This is a genomic window from Flavobacterium frigoritolerans (assembly GCF_025847275.1).
GTDB lineage: Bacteria > Bacteroidota > Bacteroidia > Flavobacteriales > Flavobacteriaceae > Flavobacterium > Flavobacterium frigoritolerans.
Map to the genome: position 1 here is coordinate 17,786 of NZ_JAOZEV010000025.1, position 18,161 is coordinate 35,946.

General features: G+C 33.3%; 16 protein-coding genes. 8 read left to right on the forward strand and 8 right to left on the reverse strand.

The genetic code is table 11. The features are described 5' to 3' along the window. Nucleotides 1–209: 209 nt before the first annotated feature. A complete protein-coding gene (locus OIU80_RS19620; protein ID WP_264288666.1) occupies nucleotides 210–602 on the reverse strand; it encodes a hypothetical protein in 393 nt (130 codons plus the stop codon). Nucleotides 603–927: 325 nt separating this feature from the next. Here OIU80_RS19620 and OIU80_RS19625 point away from each other — a divergent pair, with 325 nt between their 5' ends. The 5 genes from OIU80_RS19625 (at nucleotide 928) to OIU80_RS19645 (ending at nucleotide 6,688) form a co-directional block, all read left to right on the forward strand. Then, the gene (locus OIU80_RS19625; protein ID WP_264288667.1) at nucleotides 928–1,485 is read left to right on the forward strand and encodes a phage tail protein; all 558 of its coding nucleotides are present in this window, start codon (nucleotides 928–930) and stop codon (nucleotides 1,483–1,485) included. A gap of 63 nt (nucleotides 1,486–1,548) precedes the next feature. Continuing rightward, the gene (locus OIU80_RS19630; protein WP_264288668.1) at nucleotides 1,549–2,700 is read left to right on the forward strand and encodes an ABC transporter substrate-binding protein; all 1,152 of its coding nucleotides are present in this window, start codon (nucleotides 1,549–1,551) and stop codon (nucleotides 2,698–2,700) included. Nucleotides 2,701–2,702: 2 nt separating this feature from the next. Then, entirely contained in the window at nucleotides 2,703–3,632 is a 930-nt protein-coding gene (locus tag OIU80_RS19635) for a methionyl-tRNA formyltransferase (RefSeq protein ID WP_264288669.1), read from the forward strand. A 35-nt stretch (nucleotides 3,633–3,667) separates the two neighbouring features. Then, nucleotides 3,668–6,064, forward strand: coding sequence for a T9SS type A sorting domain-containing protein (locus OIU80_RS19640; RefSeq protein WP_264288670.1), 2,397 nt, complete (start codon nucleotides 3,668–3,670; stop codon nucleotides 6,062–6,064). 111 nt (nucleotides 6,065–6,175) lie between these two features. Next, nucleotides 6,176–6,688: a hypothetical protein gene (locus OIU80_RS19645; RefSeq protein ID WP_264288671.1), complete on the forward strand. Its 513-nt coding sequence runs from the start codon at nucleotides 6,176–6,178 to the stop codon at nucleotides 6,686–6,688. An 85-nt stretch (nucleotides 6,689–6,773) separates the two neighbouring features. Here OIU80_RS19645 and dnaB read toward each other — a convergent pair whose 3' ends face one another. The 5 genes from dnaB to tgt all read right to left on the reverse strand — a co-directional run bounded on the left by dnaB (nucleotide 6,774) and on the right by tgt (nucleotide 12,707). Further along, nucleotides 6,774–8,321 carry a replicative DNA helicase gene (gene dnaB, locus OIU80_RS19650; protein WP_264288672.1) on the reverse strand — a complete coding sequence of 516 codons (1,548 nt, stop codon included), beginning with the start codon at nucleotides 8,319–8,321 and terminating at the stop codon, nucleotides 6,774–6,776. Between the two features lie 140 nt (nucleotides 8,322–8,461). Then, on the reverse strand, nucleotides 8,462–9,415 hold the full coding sequence (locus OIU80_RS19655) for an acetyl-CoA carboxylase carboxyltransferase subunit alpha (RefSeq protein ID WP_264288673.1): 954 nt from the start codon (nucleotides 9,413–9,415) through the stop codon (nucleotides 8,462–8,464). Nucleotides 9,416–9,531: 116 nt separating this feature from the next. Then, nucleotides 9,532–10,419, reverse strand: a complete 888-nt coding sequence (locus tag OIU80_RS19660; RefSeq protein ID WP_264288674.1) for a DMT family transporter — start codon at nucleotides 10,417–10,419, stop codon at nucleotides 9,532–9,534. Then, the gene (locus OIU80_RS19665) at nucleotides 10,406–11,494 is read right to left on the reverse strand and encodes an LptF/LptG family permease (RefSeq protein ID WP_264288678.1); all 1,089 of its coding nucleotides are present in this window, start codon (nucleotides 11,492–11,494) and stop codon (nucleotides 10,406–10,408) included. Before OIU80_RS19665 ends, OIU80_RS19660 begins: the two co-directional genes overlap by 14 nt. Before the next feature lie 82 nt (nucleotides 11,495–11,576). Continuing rightward, nucleotides 11,577–12,707 carry a tRNA guanosine(34) transglycosylase Tgt gene (gene tgt / locus OIU80_RS19670; RefSeq protein ID WP_039116475.1) on the reverse strand — a complete coding sequence of 377 codons (1,131 nt, stop codon included), beginning with the start codon at nucleotides 12,705–12,707 and terminating at the stop codon, nucleotides 11,577–11,579. A gap of 226 nt (nucleotides 12,708–12,933) precedes the next feature. On the opposite strand from tgt, the gene OIU80_RS19675 reads away from it, so the two are divergent. The 3 genes from OIU80_RS19675 (at nucleotide 12,934) to OIU80_RS19685 (ending at nucleotide 15,850) form a co-directional block, all read left to right on the forward strand. Further along, a complete protein-coding gene (locus OIU80_RS19675) occupies nucleotides 12,934–13,794 on the forward strand; it encodes a polysaccharide deacetylase family protein (protein ID WP_264288675.1) in 861 nt (286 codons plus the stop codon). Nucleotides 13,795–13,974: 180 nt separating this feature from the next. Further along, nucleotides 13,975–14,823 carry a transketolase gene (locus OIU80_RS19680; RefSeq protein WP_264288676.1) on the forward strand — a complete coding sequence of 283 codons (849 nt, stop codon included), beginning with the start codon at nucleotides 13,975–13,977 and terminating at the stop codon, nucleotides 14,821–14,823. A gap of 73 nt (nucleotides 14,824–14,896) precedes the next feature. Beyond that, the gene (locus OIU80_RS19685) at nucleotides 14,897–15,850 is read left to right on the forward strand and encodes a transketolase family protein (protein ID WP_017498449.1); all 954 of its coding nucleotides are present in this window, start codon (nucleotides 14,897–14,899) and stop codon (nucleotides 15,848–15,850) included. Nucleotides 15,851–16,598: 748 nt separating this feature from the next. On the opposite strand, the gene OIU80_RS19690 is transcribed toward OIU80_RS19685, so the two are convergent. Then, the gene (locus tag OIU80_RS19690) at nucleotides 16,599–17,426 is read right to left on the reverse strand and encodes a hypothetical protein (RefSeq protein ID WP_264288677.1); all 828 of its coding nucleotides are present in this window, start codon (nucleotides 17,424–17,426) and stop codon (nucleotides 16,599–16,601) included. Nucleotides 17,427–17,435: 9 nt separating this feature from the next. Beyond that, a partial coding sequence (locus tag OIU80_RS19695; RefSeq protein WP_404827386.1) for a hypothetical protein occupies nucleotides 17,436–18,161 on the reverse strand: 726 nt, incomplete at its 5' end.

Sequence of the window (18,161 nt, forward strand, 5' to 3'; positions counted from 1 at the left end):
TGACCAATAAAATAAAAATGCGATAAAAATAGATTATTTACACCCAGTTTTCTTAAAACAAGTGTAATTATCTGAATACATACAATTAAAAAAAGATACACTGTAAATATCACATAACTTTTTTGTTTCTTAGAAAGACCAATTGCAAATACAATAAAATTAATCAGCAAAAGGAAATATCCAAAATTAACAAGAAATGAATACATAAATTACATATTATTAAGTGGACTAGACGGATCTCCTTGAGGAGGACAAGGTTGACTAAAATCGTATATGGCTGGTGAAGTCTCGTCGCCATATCTTCCTTCGGCATCAACACCTTTAGGAAGCATATCTTCATAAATACCCGTTTTTTCGTTGTATCTAGTTCCTACAATCATTAAGGTTTGTTCCCCTGCATCATTTATTCCAATGTAAGCTCGTACTGCATCTATTCCCTGCTTTAAAACTAATTCTAAATTTATTTTTGGAATTAAGTAAGCATTCACCTTATTTTTAGAATCAGAATCACTTTTAGGATCTTTCCAATTTTTTGCCCATTTTTCAGCAGTTTCTAATGAAATTTCTGTGTCTTTCTCTCTTAATTTGTTATTCTCTGTCATAATTTAGTTTTTTTTATTAATTAAAAATCAACTTTAGGTTTGTTAATATTTGCGCTAAACTACTGCTTTTTTATTCTTTTAACAAAAAATAAAATCCGAAAAACTCGTATTACCACAAAGTTAAAATAATAATAATTTTTAACTTTTATTTAACAAAATAGCTGCTACTAAAAATCTAATTTTATAAGACAAAATCTAAAACGTTCATTATACACTATTGATAAATAACAAGTTACAAGTTTATTATAAAAAACACGTATAAATACGTGTATCCATATTTTCATTATAATCTAATTTTGAATTTAACTAATTAAACTAAAAAACTATGTCTACAGAACCATTTATCGGAGAAATTAAGATTTTTGCATTCAATTTTGCACCTAGAGGTTACGCAGTCTGCCAAGGCCAAACCATAAGTATTGCACAAAACACCGCATTATTCTCTCTTATAGGTACTTATTATGGAGGAAATGGCCAAACAACATTTCAACTTCCTAATCTTCAGGGCCGCATGCCAGTAGGTCAAGGACAGAGCGCATTAGGAGCTAGCTACGTGATGGGACAAACTGGAGGAGTAACTTCTGTTTCTGTACTTACATCAAATATGCCTCCGCACGTTCATACCTTAAACAATGTTGCCGTAAAAATAAAAGCTTCTAGTGCAAATGCAGATGAATCTTCTGCAGAAGGAAATTTCCCCGCTACTACAAAAGCATCTACATATTCTGGTAATGGAGCTACCAATAATGTTTTTACTGGAGGCACTGCAGTTTCAGGTAATACTGATATAGCAGGTACAGGCACACCGCTTAGTGTACAAAACCCATATTTAACTATTAATTATTCCATTGCTATGGAAGGTATATTTCCAAGTAGAAATTAATTATAAATAAAATCAAGGAGAATATCATATAGAGTTCTCCTAATTAGTTATTACATAAATTATATGGAAATAGTAGGAATTCTATTGCCCCGTTCCACATACTATCAAACTATTGGTTTTGATTTATATGAAGGTCTCCGGTCTGGTCTAAAACAATTAGGAAGGAGTGATATAAAAATAGTTACAGAAAACATAGGTTTTGGTGCCGATAAACAACAATGTTATCGTAGTGCCGAAAAGCTTTTGCTTGAAGAAAATGCATCTATTGTAATTGCTTACATAGGTCATCAAACTGCTCAATTGCTCCGCCCTCTTTTTCTTGCTACCAATAGAATATTAATTGTTTTAGATGCTGGCGCCAATATGCCTCATGAGTGGCCAACCTGTCCCAATATCTTTTATCATTCGCTTCATAATTCTTTAGGGGCTTCACTTGCCGCTAAAGAAGCTAGGAAAGATGGATATAAGAATGCTGGTATGGTAACAGGGTATTATGATGGAGGGTATTTACATACCTATAGTATATCAAAATCATTTCAAGATAATGGAGGGACAATATCTTTTAATCATGCCACTGGCTATAAATCAGAAGATTTTACGATGGAACCGTTAAAAGATCATTTGAATAATTTTCCTGAAAGTGCCTTGTTGAGCATTTTTAGTGGTGATTATGTACAATGGTATTTTGAACAAATTAAAAACACATTTGAAGAACAAAACCTACCCGTTTATCTAACTCCATTTGGCTTAGAAGAAACAATGCTAGGTAATGCCATTTATCCAGGAAATAATGTAAAAGGCATTGCGGCTTGGTCTAAAAAAATTGAATCAGTAGAAAATAAAACTTTCATTGATACTATAACGGAATTAGGAAAAACGCCTAATCTCTTCTCTTTGTTAAGTTGGGAAAGTGCAACTATAGCTTTAAAAGCATTAGAACTAACTCTTGAACATAAAAAAAGTATCCCAAATATTAGCCAAGATCTCCAAACTCTAACATTCGTTAGCCCTAGAGGTGAAATTTATTTTGATACAAAAACGAACACATCTATTTCTCCTTTATATAAAGCCTCTATTATTTCAAATACTGAAGGCAAATGCGAATTACAATTGGAAGGCAAAATAACAGAAGTAAACGAGTATTATAAAAAACTAACGGACCAAGATTTAAATCAGACGACATCAGCTTGGTACAATAGTTATGTCTGTATTTAATTATGGAAGCACAAAAAAAAATAATGGTACTATGTGGCGGAAAGTTCGCCTTTAACACATTGCAATTACTAGCATATGAGAAATTCATATGTGCAATAGGTATCGGAAAAAGTAATAACACAATAATAGATGCTTTAGAAAGAGAATCAGAAGACAATAACTTAGGATTTAAATCATTCCCTACTAAAAAAAGTATGGAAGAGATGAGAGGTTGGATTGATGCTATAAAACCCGATTATATTTTTTGTATCTCATTCCCATTTCTTCTTCCTGAATCTGTTTTATCCTATGGAAATAATAAATTCATCAATTTCCACCCAGGACCATTACCACAATACCGTGGAGCAATGCCAATTTTTGAAGTACTAAAAAATCAAGAAAAGGAGACCGCAATTTGTGCGCATTTTATGAACGAAAAATTTGATCAAGGAAATATTATTTTCAATGATCCTATAAGAATACAAGAAAACGATACTTACGGAAAATTAACAGTAAGATTATGCGAACGTATGTCGCAAGTGGCTTTGAATATGGCAAATATGTTACAATTTGCTAGTAATATTCCTAATCAGCCTCAAGATGAATCATTAGCTTATTATTATGAAAAGCCAGAATTAACAGATACTTACATTAATTGGAAACGGATGTATGCAGATGAAATCATCGCATTAATAAACGCATGCAATCCTTGGAATTCTGGTGCCGATACTACTTTAATGGGAGAACAAATTAAAATAATAGCAGCAACCCTATTAGATAAACCTCATGAAGACAAACCAGGAACAATCATTTCTATAAACAATACGGTAAATGTAGCTTGTGAGGACAACAAACAAATTGCAATCGAAATACTTAGTACAGAGGAAGGTATAATGACGGCCAAAGAATATGCCTTATTAAAGCCATTAGTGGCAAACCCCATATCTAACTAATATAATTAAACTATTAATTTAAAAACTATGTGATTATGAAAAAGAACTTTACTATTATCTTTGCGATATTACTTTCCCTCTTTTATACAAGAGGTAATGCGCAAACGCAATTTTGGTCCGATACATTTGAAGATACTGGAGCCCCAAGTTCTGGTGCAAGAAGTCCATCAATAGAGTTTTCTTGTGGAGGACCACCAGCAACTTCTTATTTTTTTAGAACTACACCTGCAGGAATTGAACTTAATAGCCTTCAACTTCCTAATACTACCTATACTGGTTTTCAAGGTAGTAAAATATGGGCAGGAGAAGATCTTGATAGAGGCTTAACCTGCCAAAATAATGCAGCCTCTCCCAATCAACAGGTCACTTGGGCCACTATTAATATTACTGGAAAAAATGGGCTCTCATTTAAAGGTCTTTTTGCAGCAAATGATCAAAATACCTGGCAAGGCTCTGATAGTGGTGTTCAGCAAGATTATGTTATTGTCGAATATAAAATTGACGCAGGGCCATGGACTAAAATATTGGCTTTTTATGCCAGTGCAGCTGATGACAGCCCATCATTAAAACTTGATACGAATGGAGATTTAATAGGAGATGGAGCTGCTTTAAGCTATGCGTTTGGAGAATTTTCTGCAAACATCCCAGGTTCAGGATTAATATTACAAATTCGTTTGAATGCTTTTGCAAATGGAGCTCAAACCCAAGAATTTGCAATAGATAACTTCCGCCTTTTTGAAACACCTGCCTGTACAGCTCCTGTTATTACTGCCAATCCAGTTAATAGAAGTCTTTGCCCAGGAAGCAATACAACATTTTCTGCATCTGCAACTGGCGCAACAGCTTACAAATGGCAAGTGGACCAAACTGGTGCCGGTACCTACACTGACCTTGCAAATGTTGCTCCATATTCGGGAGTTACAACAAACACATTAACTATAACTAGTGTAACTACAGCAATGAGTACCTATAGATATAGAGCTGTTGCTATTAATGGAATCGCTACTTGTTTTGCAAATTCTAATTATGGTACACTATCTGTTTCTAATATGACCCTTTCGGGCGCTCAAGATAATATCCTTTGTGCTGGTACTAATACGGGTAGTGCATCTGTAATTCCTAGTGGAGGAATTGGTAGTTATACGTATTCATGGTTCCCATCTGGTGGTACTGGCAGTATAGCTACAAACCTAAGTGCAGGAACTTATACAGTAACTGTAAGAGATGGTATACTATGCGAAGCAACTAAAACCTTTACTATTATTGAAACAACAACACCAATAAGTATAACACCTACACAAACTAATGTATCTTGCTTTGGCGGATCTAATGGGTCTGCAACTGTAGGAGTTACAGGTGGTAGTGGATTAGGTACATATACCTATTCTTGGTCGCCTTCTGGTGGAACTGCAGCTACAGCGTCTGGCCTTACTGCAGGAGCATATACTGTAACTGTAACAGATGAAAACTTTTGCTCAAAACAACAAGTTGTAAATATTCTGCCTGCAACTGAGATTATAACATCTGTGACTACACAAAACAACGTATCTTGCTTTGGCGGATCTAATGGTTCTGCTACTATAGGAGCTACAGGTGGTACTGGTACATATACCTATTCCTGGTCTCCTTCTGGAGGAACGGCAGCAACTGCTTCAGGACTAACTGCGGGAACTTATACTGTCACCGTAACTGATGGAAACTTTTGTTCAAAACAACAAGTTGTAAATATTCTGCCTGCAACTGAGATCATAATTACTCCTACCCAAGTTAATGTAACCTGTAATGGCGGAGCCAACGGGTCAGCAACTGCAACAGTAACTGGTGGAGCTGGTGGATATACTTATACTTGGTCTCCTTCTGGTGGAAATGCTGCAACTGCATCTGGTCTTACTATTGGTACATATACTGTAACAGTAACAGATGCTAACACATGTACCAAAACGGAGGAATTCACTATTACTGAACCTGTTGCGAGTATCTTAAGTATTACTCGCGCGAACAATACATTAACAGCCGATCAAGCTGGTGCAACTTACCAATGGTTCACTTGTCCTAATACTGATATTGCTGGAGAAGTGGGTCAAACATTCACTCCAACGATTAATGGATCTTATGGAGTAGCCATAACATTAAACGGTTGTACAGTAATTGCTCCATGTGTTAATGTAACTAACTTAGCAACAGAGGATTTTGAAGAAAAATCTAAATTCATGATTTATCCTAATCCAAGTCAAGGTATTGTAAACGTTAAATCAGATCATGATACTGATTTAAGTATTATCAGCCAATCAGGGCAGATTGTTAAAACAGTTAAAGTTACTGCCGATAATATCAACACAATTAATGTTGAGAACTTAAGTGATGGTATATACTTCATTCGTGAAACGAAAGGTAATAAACCAGTTACCTACAAACTAATACTTAAAAAATAATTTACAAAAAGGGAGATATTTCATATCTCCCTTTAATTTCTTACCCTAACAATATAGGGGTACAAGTCATTATGACTCAATCTCGTTAATACTATCCAAAAAACAAACCACATGGAAAGAAGATTATTTGTAAAAAAAACAAGTCTATTAACTTCTGGTATTTTAGTTTTATCAACTAATTCCTTATTAGCAACAACTGATCAAAAAAATGTTACTAATCTGAATATAGTACCAGTACTTGCCACAGGAAAAAATATGATAATTAAAGGTTTAATTTTAGATGCTAAAACTAATCTCCCAATAAATACGGACATAAAAGTCAGTACAAAAAGGAATCGTTTCTACGCTAAAAATCATTTATTAACTGCATTGAATGGAGTATATTCGATTCATACCGGTTTCTCAAGCTCTGAAAAAGTATCAGAAAAAATGAATTTCAAAATAGATGTTGAAGGCTATAAACCATATAATGGAAATCTTTATATAACAAAAAGCGGATGTAATATTCATAGTGATCAATGGCAATACAATCCAGATTTTAAATCAGAAAATCGCCCGACTAATAATGAACACGAAAATACTTTTGTTTCTACATTCAACTTTTACTTGGTAAAAGCATCTTAAAATATTTTTTATTAATCTACATAAAAAAAGGAGAAACAATCTATTGATAGTTTCTCCTTTTCATTTATATTTTTTTTACTGTCAATTAAAACGGCACATCGCTGTCATCATCGTCATCGTCATTAAAATTACTTCCAAAAGCTTCATTTGCAGAAGGAAGATTTTTAGTAACAAACTGATTATCTTCATGATTCATTTTTGATGGTAAATCATCATAACTACCTGAAAAATCATCAAGGTTATCAAATTTCCCAAGATGCCCAATAAATTTCAATCGAACGTTTTCGATACCACCATTACGGTGTTTAGCAATCATTATTTCTGCCTGACCAGCGGTTGGCGAAGCTTCATCATCATCCCATTCTTCAATTTTGTAATATTCTGGTCGGTATAAGAACGATACGATATCAGCATCCTGCTCAATTGCTCCAGATTCACGAAGATCCGATAGCAACGGACGCTTACTTGATCCACGCGTTTCAACCGCACGCGATAACTGCGACAGTGCAATTACAGGAACGTTTAGCTCTTTTGCCAAAGCTTTTAAGTTTCGGGAAATTGTAGAAATTTCCTGCTCACGATTTCCTCCTCCTTTACTATTTCCACCAGCAGTCATCAATTGCAAATAATCAACAATGATAATTTTAATTCCGTGCTGTGAAACCAAACGACGGCATTTTGCACGTAAATCGAAAATAGAAAGTGATGGTGTATCATCAATAAACAAGGGAGCTTTTTCTAAGTTCTTTACTTTAGTACTCAACATCTCCCATTCATGAGGTTCTAACTTACCAGTACGTAATTTCTCTGATGATAATCCAGTTTCTGATGAAATTAACCTCGTAATCAACTGAACAGATGCCATCTCCAAAGAAAACAATGCTACAGCATGCCCAAACTGAATAGCAATATTTCTAGCCATCGAAAGTACAAACGCTGTTTTTCCCATCGCTGGTCTAGCTGCGATAATAATTAAATCACTCGGCTGCCATCCAGAAGTCAGTTTATCCAAGTTGGTAAAACCGGTTTCAACACCACTCAAACCTTCTTGCTTAGCAATTTCTTCAATACGTTTTTTTGCCTGAAGTACTAAACTCTGAGCTGTTTCAGAACTACGCTTAATATTTCCTTGTGTTACTTCATATAATTTTGATTCGGCTTGATCAAGCAAGTTAAATACGTCTGTTGTTTCATCATAAGACGCTTCAATAATTTCTGAGGAAATACGAATCAAACTACGTTGAATAAATTTTTGAAGTATAATACGAGAGTGAAATTCGATGTGCGCAGAAGATGCTACTTTTTGCGTAAGCTGAATTAAGTAAAAATCTCCTCCCGCTAAATCTAATTTTCCATTTTTTTTAAGTTGAGCCGAAACAGTCAATAAATCGATTGGTTGTGTTTCGGTAAAAAGCTGAACAATTGCTTCAAAAATATATTTATGCCCATCCTTATAAAAAGCGTCTGCCTGCAAAATATCAATTACATCATCGACTCCTTTTTTATCAATCATCATTGCTCCAAGTACAGCCTCCTCTAACTCCAGTACTTGCGGGGGAAGTTTCCCTTTTTCTAAATTAATAATTGCGGTTTTATCGACCTTAATTGGGTTTATATTCTTGAAGTTTTCCATATAGCGAATGTAACAAAATTTAGAGAGGAAAACCCATCTAGTTGTTACTAATAATTGTTTATAAGTTAATGTATTTTGTTCAAAACCAAAAAAAAATCCGAAACGATAAGGCTTCGGATTTTTTATAAATTTGTAAGAATTTATTCTTTGAATTCGCCCATTTTACTGTATTTGTCCATTCTCTGGGCAATTAAATCAGCTGTTGATAAGTCTTTCAATTCATTATATCCTTTAGTGATATATTGTATAACTGTTGCAAATGTAGTTTCTCTATCATAATGAGCTCCACCTAATGGCTCAGGAATAACATCATCAACTAATTTTTGCTTTTTCATATCCGAAGAAGTCAATTTTAATGCTTCTGCAGCTTTCTCTTTATATTCCCAGCTTTTCCATAAGATAGAAGAACAAGATTCTGGAGAGATTACTGAATACCATGTGTTCTCAAGCATATACACTTTATCTCCCACACCTATTCCTAAAGCTCCTCCCGAAGCTCCTTCACCAACAATAATAGTGATAATAGGTACTTTTAAACGAACCATTTCAAAGATGTTTCTAGCAATAGCTTCTCCTTGTCCTCTTTCTTCAGCCTCTAGCCCTGGATATGCACCCGGAGTATCTACCAAAGTTAAAACAGGAATACCAAATTTCTCAGCCATTTTCATTAATCGCAATGCTTTACGGTATCCTTCTGGATTAGCCATACCAAAATTTCGGTATTGACGTGTTTTTGTATTGTATCCTTTTTGTTGACCAACAATCATATATGACTGGCCATCTATCTTACCTAAACCACCTACCATTGCTTTATCATCTTTAAAACCTCTGTCTCCATGAAGTTCCAAGAAAGTATCACCACACATAGCCTTAATATAATCTAAGGTATAAGGTCTGTTTGGGTGTCTTGACAGTTGTACACGCTGCCAAGCTGTTAAATTTTTATATATACTCCTTTTAGTTTCTTCTAATTTCTTATTAATTTGTTTGCACGTTGGCGTTACATCAACATCTGATTCTTTTCCAATGATAACACACTTTTCTAACTGCTCTTCTAATTCTTTGATTGGAAGTTCAAAATCTAAATATTCCATAGGATTTTTTGAATTTTTGTTTTTAAATCGAACCGCAAATATAAAAATATTATATTGTTTGGCGTGTTTATTTAGTATTAAAGTATAAAAAAATAAAGAGTGAAAAAGTTAAAACATTACACTTTATCATCTTTTTTATAGTGTTTAAAAACACCATTTAATATAACTGTTATCACAATTATTATAGCACCTATATAAAATTCGGTACTCATTTTCTCTTTTCCTCCCAGAATAAAATAGGCTAAAATAATTCCATAAACTGGCTCTAAATTGGTGGTAAGCATCACAGTATAAGGAGTAAGTTTTCTCATTACTTTTACTGAAGCTGTAAATGCATAAGCGGTACATACAGAAGCCAAAAGCAGTATCAATAGCCAGTTATTCAATGACAGCTCAAAAAAATCAGCAGTAAATTTACCCTGAAATAAAAAGTAAATAGATATAAAAAAAACACCCGCTCCAAATTCATAAAAAGTAATAACCGATGGTTCATGATCGGCAATTAATTTCCCATTCATTAATGTAAATAAAACACCTAAAATTATAGAAGCCAAAGCGTAATACATTCCGTTTAAGTACTGAATTTCAACTTGCATTATTAATGCCAAACCAGCAATAATAATTAACCCAAAGAAAACTTCATACCATAACACTTTTCTTCCAAAAAAAATCGGTTCTAATAAAGAGGCAAAAAAAGCTCCCAAAGAAAATATAGAAAGTGTTATCGAAACATTAGAAACATGAATTGCTCTGAAAAAAAATATCCAATGCAAAGCAATTAGCAATCCAACAAAAATTAGCTTAAAAAAAGCTTTTATAGGAACTCGAAATGATTCTTTTTTAAAAACAATAAATGATCCTAAAAAAATCCCTGCCAAAAGCATTCGATACCAAACCAAAGCTTCTGCATTTATAGTAATTAATGCACCTAAAATAGCCGTAAATCCCCAGATAAAAACTATTAGATGAAGACTTAGGTAACTTTTTAATTTATCGTTTTGCATTACGTAATAAGTAAACTGCTAAAATTCCAAAAGCGATATTCGGGAACCAAACAGCAAATAATGGTGAAAAGGTTGATTTCTCGGCTAGAGTACCGAATATTTTATCAAAAAACACAAAAGCAAAAGCAAGTGCAATTCCTATTGCTAAATTCGTTCCCATTCCTCCACGACGTTTCATCGAGGAAACAGCAACTGCGATAATCGTTAAAATAAAAGCTGAAACCGGAACACTTATTTTTTTATATAAAACAACCAAATAAACATTGATATCACCAGAACCTCTTTTTTTCTCTTTTTCTATAAAATCGTATAATTTACCAATACTTAAAGTTTCAGCAATATAAACCACAGGAGTCAAATCTTCTAAATCAAAAGTAAACACTGCTTTCTTTTCAGGTGCTTTCTCAATTTTATCATCTAATTCTCCCAAAGTCCTTTTAGTATAATCATACATCGTATAAGTACTATCTTTAGGATTCCACTGAATACGGCTTGCTGTAATTTTAGAAACTAACTTTTCTCCTTTAAATTTTTCTAATGTAAAATTAAAAGCAGTTTTAGAAATATCATTAAAGCTATTTACATAAATAAATTCGTTGTCATTTATTTGTCGATATACATTAGTATTATTACCATGCATTGCTTCTTTTCCACCACCTTTAAGATAGGTGTACCTGAAATTATTAAAGCCCTCGCTTGCTGCAGGAACAATATAAAATCCCATTAGCAAAACAAATACCGAAACAATCGAAGCGCCAATTATATAAGGTCGCATGAAACGCGAGAAAGAAATTCCTGAACTAAGTATGGCAATAACCTCAGTATTATTAGCCAATTTTGATGTAAACCAAATTACCGATAAAAATAAAAATATCGGAAACAAAGAGTTAGCAAAATAAATAGTAAAATTATAGTAGTAAACAACAATATCCAAAAAGGGGATTTTGTTCTCTAGCATTTTATTAATCTTCTCCGAAACATCAATTACAATCCCAATCGGGATAAATAGCAACAACATCACTGTAAAAGTTGCTAAATATCTCTTTAAGATGTATTTGTCTATTATTGTCAGCATATATCTTTTATGTTTCATATTCCATGTTTCATGTTAACCTTCGTAAACTTGAAACTTGAAACCAAAAAAACTTTAAACTTTTTTATAGTCTTTGACTCATATTCTTAACCATCATTTCTTTCCATGGCATAAAATCTCCTGCTAAGATATGTTTTCTAGCCTCACGAACCAACCACATATAAAAACCAAGATTATGAATCGTAGCAATTTGTTTCCCTAAATACTCATTAGCAGCAAACAAATGACGTAGGTAAGCCTTTGTATATTCAGTATCTACAAATGTAATTCCCATCTCATCAATTGGAGAGAAATCAGCTTCCCATTTTTTATTCTTGATATTAATTGACCCATTTGCAGTAAACAACATTCCGTTTCTAGCATTACGAGTAGGCATTACACAATCAAACATATCAACACCCAAAGCAATATTTTCCAAAATATTAATTGGCGTACCAACACCCATTAAATAACGAGGTTTATCTTCTGGTAAAATTTCACAAACAATCTCAGTCATAGCATACATCTCTTCAGCTGGTTCACCTACCGATAATCCACCGATGGCATTACCTTGCTGACCTGCATTTGCAATATATTCTGCCGACTGGCGACGTAAATCTTTATAAGTACTACCTTGAACAATAGGAAAGAATGTTTGCTCATATCCGTATTTAAAAGGTACTTTATCTAAATGATTGATACAACGATCCAACCAACGGTGAGTCATATGCATCGAACGCTGCGCATAACGGTAATCACAAGGATATGGTGTACACTCATCAAAAGCCATAATAATGTCGGCTCCAATAGTACGCTGAATTTCCATTACATTCTCAGGAGTAAAGAAATGGTAAGAACCATCAATATGCGATTTAAACTTTACACCTTCCTCTTTAATTTTTCTGTTAGCAGACAATGAATACACTTGATATCCACCAGAATCAGTCAATATATTCCTATCCCAGTTCATAAATTTGTGCAATCCACCTGCTTTTTCAAGAATTTCAGTTTGCGGACGCAAATACAAATGGTATGTATTTCCTAGAATAATATCAGGGTTTATGTCGTTTTTCAACTCCCTTTGGTGCACACCTTTAACCGATGCAACAGTACCAACAGGCATAAAAATAGGAGTTTCAATAACTCCATGATCAGTAGTAATGCTTCCCGCTCTCGCTTTCGATTGCAGATCTTTTTGTAATAAATCAAACTTCATATACACGTTTTTCAGTCGGCAAAGATAGGTTAATTTGAAAATTAGATAATTAGATAAATCAAAAAATTAAAGATGTTTTATGAATTAATTTGGGCATGTCCCTTTGGGTCGGGCTATTCGCTATATCTTTTGTTCCATTTTACTACACAAAAGGATGCCGCTATTATCCCTCATGCAAAAAAAATCTACTAAATTTGAATATAAAATCATCAAAAGATTAACCAAAATGAATTTAGCACAAAAACTAGGATATCCAGAAAACAGCAAACTATTAATCATACATGCCGATGATGCAGGATTATCCCATTCAGAAAACAGAGCTACAATACAAGCATTACAAAATGGAAGTATTAATTCCTATAGCATTATGGTACCTTGTCCTTGGTTTTACGAAATGGCAAATTTTGCCAAAGACAATCCACAATTTGATAACGGAATCCATTTGACACTTACTTGCGAGTGGGAGAACTATAAATTTGGACCAATATTACCTATTAACAAAGTATCATCCTTAGTAGACGAAAATGGCTATTTCCATAAAACCAGAAAAGATTTCATTAATAATGCAAAACCCGAAGAAGTAAAAAAAGAACTTCGTGCTCAAATTGAAAAAGCATTACAATTTGGACTAAAACCTACGCATCTAGATTCACATATGTGCAGCATAGGTGTATCACCAGAATTTTTGGAAATATATAAAGCATTAGGCAAAGAATATAATTTACCTGTTTTCATCAACAAACAATTTGTAGAATCTATAAGCCTATCTAATGAAAAGTATAACTACGAAAATTCCCTTGTAGCCGACAATCTCTTAATTGGAAACTTTACTGACTTCGAAAAGGATGAACTAAAAAAATCTTATGAAAAAGCTCTAGATAACATAAAACCTGGATTCAATGTTTTCTTACTTCATCCAGCATTCGATGATAATGAAATGCAAGGCATTACAAAAAACCATCCCAATTTTGGTTCAGAGTGGAGACAAATCGATTTTGATTATTTCACTAGCGAAGAATGCAAGCATAAATTAAAAGAAAACAACATACAATTAATCACTTGGGGCGAAATTCAAGGAATTACATAATTCGCTAATTTATATATAAAAAAACAAAATTAATACTTCTTAGTATTAACAACTTTAGCCAATTATAAATTCCAAAACACAAAATTAACTAATTCCCTAATTGTTACATTTCCTTTAAAATCATTTGCCTTAACACTAAATAAAAATTACATTTGCAATAGTTTAACTTTTACACATAAAATGAAGCCTAACACACAACAATTAAGCGATTTAACTATCCAAGTAAGAAGAGATATTCTTCGAATGGTACATGCAGTCAACTCAGGTCACCCAGGTGGTTCACTAGGTTGTACTGAATTTTTGGTGTCTTTATACCAAAATATTATGGACCGTAAAGAAGGTTTTGATATGGACGGAATTGGAGAAGATCTTTTCTTCCTTTCAAATGGTCATATTTCTCCAGTATTTTATAGCGTTTTAGCAAGAAGCGGTTATTTTCCAGTTTCAGAATTAGCAACTTTTAGATTGCTAAACTCTCGTTTACAAGGTCACCCTACAACTCATGAAGGATTGCCAGGAGTACGTATTGCTTCAGGTTCATTAGGACAAGGATTATCTGTAGGAATTGGAGCTGCACAAGCTAAAAAACTAAATGGAGACAATCATATTGTATACACATTACATGGTGATGGAGAATTACAAGAAGGGCAAAACTGGGAAGCTATCATGTATGCTTCTGCTAAAAAAGTAGACAACCTTATCTCAACTATCGACCTTAACGGAAAACAAATTGACGGAACTACAGATGAAGTTTTAGCAATGGGAAGCATTCGTGCTAAATTTGAAGCTTTTGATTGGGATGTTATAGATATCAAAGAAGGTAACAATATTGATGCTATATTAGCAGGTATGGCCGATGCTAAATCAAGAACTGGAAAAGGAAAACCAGTTTGTATTTTACTACATACAGAAATGGGTAACGGTGTGGATTTTATGATGCATACACATGCTTGGCATGGTAAAGCACCAAACAACGACCAATTAGCTAATGCATTAGCTCAAAACATTTCAACTTTAGCAGATTATTAAAAAAGCTTTATACTTTTCATAATAAGCTTTATGCCTATTAATTACAAAGTATATTACTTATAGCAACAAAAAAATGAAAAAATATACAAATACAGGAAGTAAAGATACTCGTTCAGGTTTTGGAGCGGGAATGACTGAATTAGGTCAGAAAAACGAAAATGTTGTTGCATTATGCGCTGATTTAATTGGTTCATTAAAATTTGATGATTTCAAAAAAAATCACCCAGAGCGTTTTTTCCAAATCGGAATTGCTGAAGCAAACATGATTGGAATTGCAGCAGGTTTAACAATTGGAGGTAAAATTCCTTTTACAGGAACTTTCGCTAACTTTTCTACAGGAAGAGTTTATGATCAAATCCGTCAATCTGTAGCTTACTCAGATAAAAACGTAAAAATATGTGCATCTCACGCAGGTTTAACACTTGGAGAAGATGGAGCAACACACCAAATATTAGAAGATATTGGTTTAATGAAAATGTTACCCGGAATGACTGTAATCAATACTTGTGATTACAATCAAACTAAAGCTGCAACACTTGCATTAGCAGATCATCACGGACCAGCTTATTTACGTTTCGGACGTCCAGTTGTACCTAACTTTACACCTGCAGACGAGCCTTTCGTAATTGGAAAAGCAATTTTATTAAACGAAGGTACAGATGTTACAATTGTCGCTACTGGACATTTAGTTTGGGAAGCTCTTATTGCTGCAGAAGCATTAGAAGCAAAAGGAATCTCTGCCGAAGTAATCAATATCCATACTATCAAGCCACTTGACGAAGAAGCAATATTAAAATCTTTAGCAAAAACAAAATGTGTTGTTACTGCTGAAGAGCACAATATACTTGGAGGTCTTGGAGAAAGCGTTTCTAGAGTATTAGCATTAAACAATCCAGCTCCACAAGAGTTTGTAGCAGTTAATGATAGTTTCGGAGAATCTGGAACTCCAGAACAATTAATGGAAAAATACAAACTAAACAATCAAGCGATTGTTGAAGCTGTAGAAAGAGTTATCAAAAGAAAGTAATTTCTTTTGATATAAAAATCACAAACCTGCTCAATCGAGCAGGTTTTTTTATGCTTAAATATTGAAATAAGTTTTTACTAAACATCATTCAACTAATCTCTTTTTAGATGTTCCTATTGCTTATTTTAAGGCTTTAATTTTAATCATTGCAATAAAAAGATAAAGCAAATAAAGCTAGAGTTAAATAGATATTACCTGTAGATCATAATATGTATTCCATTCAAAATAATAGCAAAATATCAATCAAAAGTAGTGGATGTTTTAATCTTAATGGATTATGAGATTATATTTTTCTTAATTCATATACCGATGAAAGTTTAATAACTATAAAAGGTTTAATTAAAACAAATAATAAGGTATTTTGGAATTAAGTTCTTCAAAAAAATGATATTAAAATTACTTATTCAGAATCCATTTTTCCTATATCTTATTCAATGACAAACATATGTTGCAACCTTTTTAGCAACTAAAAGCAATGACTGCCAAGTTGTTTATTATTTCAATTATTGCTGTTTTGAGTTTTGTGACAGAATCGTGGCACATTCAATTTTGTAAAATTAATTCAACATTTATAAAGGCAGTAGAATTTAAGTTCGAAGTATTAATCATCAATTTCTGAGTACACCAATAGGGTATTCTGGAGCAAAATATTCACTTTACTCCGGAATATCCATTATATAACATCTTTACTATCTGACCAAACAGATACAGTAATTACAATCAACAAATCACAATAAATAATAGATAACTATAGTTCTTCAATCAAGATAAAAGTACCTTCATTTTGAGTAGTTACTTCTCCAGCTATAAACGTTTTTCTACCATCCTCCGGACTTCTAGCCATAAGTGATAATTTTAGACCACTATTTCCCGTATATACATAACAAATAGGATCGGTCCCTGCTCCTTTAGGTTCATTGAGAGAGTTTGACTCTACAACTCCTAATGTCGACATATAAATCTTTGCTCCATCAATAAGAGGCTCAGAGGGAGCAATTTTAGTCCTTAAATAGGTGGCAACTGAACTTGTTCCTATTCCAACAACGGCTGTGATTCTAAAAGATTTCCCTGGGGCTAATTCGATAATAGCTTTATCAATGTCATTAAGTTTCACTACCTCATTATTTATACCCGAAATACTACTCCAAACCACTGGAGTATCAGTGGTTCCTATTAACTGTTCGGTAACTGATCGTTTTATTTGCACTATAGTTTTACCAGCAGCGACATTTAAATAACGGTCAATTTTATACCATTTTGCTTTTGTAGCATCGTAATAATAATATCCTTTTTCGACTACAAATTCAGTTTTACTAGTTGTATCTTCAACATTCAAAGGAAAATCTACATAAACCATAATACCGTCATAACTACTTTGATATATTGCGTCTTTAGATTTTAACTCGGCACCTGATATTTTGGGAATAATTAAACCGTCTGGAATTTCAATATTTAAATTATTTCCTATCTCTAATGCAACTCTTGGACTACGGGTATTCATACCTGTTTTTTGAGCATTAATACTCCAAGTAATTAACATTATTAATACATGAATAAATGTATTTTTTTTCATCATTTTCTTTATTTATAATTCTTCTACTACCAAATAGCTTGTATAAAAAGGATCATCAGCCTCAGAACCTCCAAGTACAAATCCTCTGTTCCCTGCCGAATGCCCATATACTGGTGCATTTAATTTAATTGTCATTTCCTGATTTACAGTATTGATTACTGTTGTAGCATAAATAACTCCACCTTCTTGATATGCTTCACTAGTTGTTTCTATATAGCCCCAAGTACTTAACGGCAAGGGTACTGCTGTATGAGACTCAAATTTTGTTACCACATATCCAGGTTTTGTAGCCGATACAATACTTATCATTGCCGTAATACGAAACAAATGTCCCTTAGGAAAAATTAAAAGCGAAGGATCATTGGAATCAATTTTTATTTGACTTGATCCAGGTGTTCCTTCGATGGAATTCCAAGGCAAATAATTATTTGCAAAATTCGTATTGTTGTTATTGCTAGGATAATTAAGTTTAAATGTACCAGTTCTTGATACCTGTGCATAAATCAAATTAGAACTTTCAATTATATTATTATATTTTTTACCTATTGCCATCCAGGAATTTTGTACCTTATCGTAATAATAATATCCTTTACTATCTACCTCTAGAGTAGCTCCTATAGGGTTAGAAGCAGGTTCGGTTACATATACAATTACTCCATCGTATTGAGAACTTACATCAGAAGCTAATTCATTACCTGTTATTTTCGGAAAAAGTACTCCAACCACAATATCTGGATC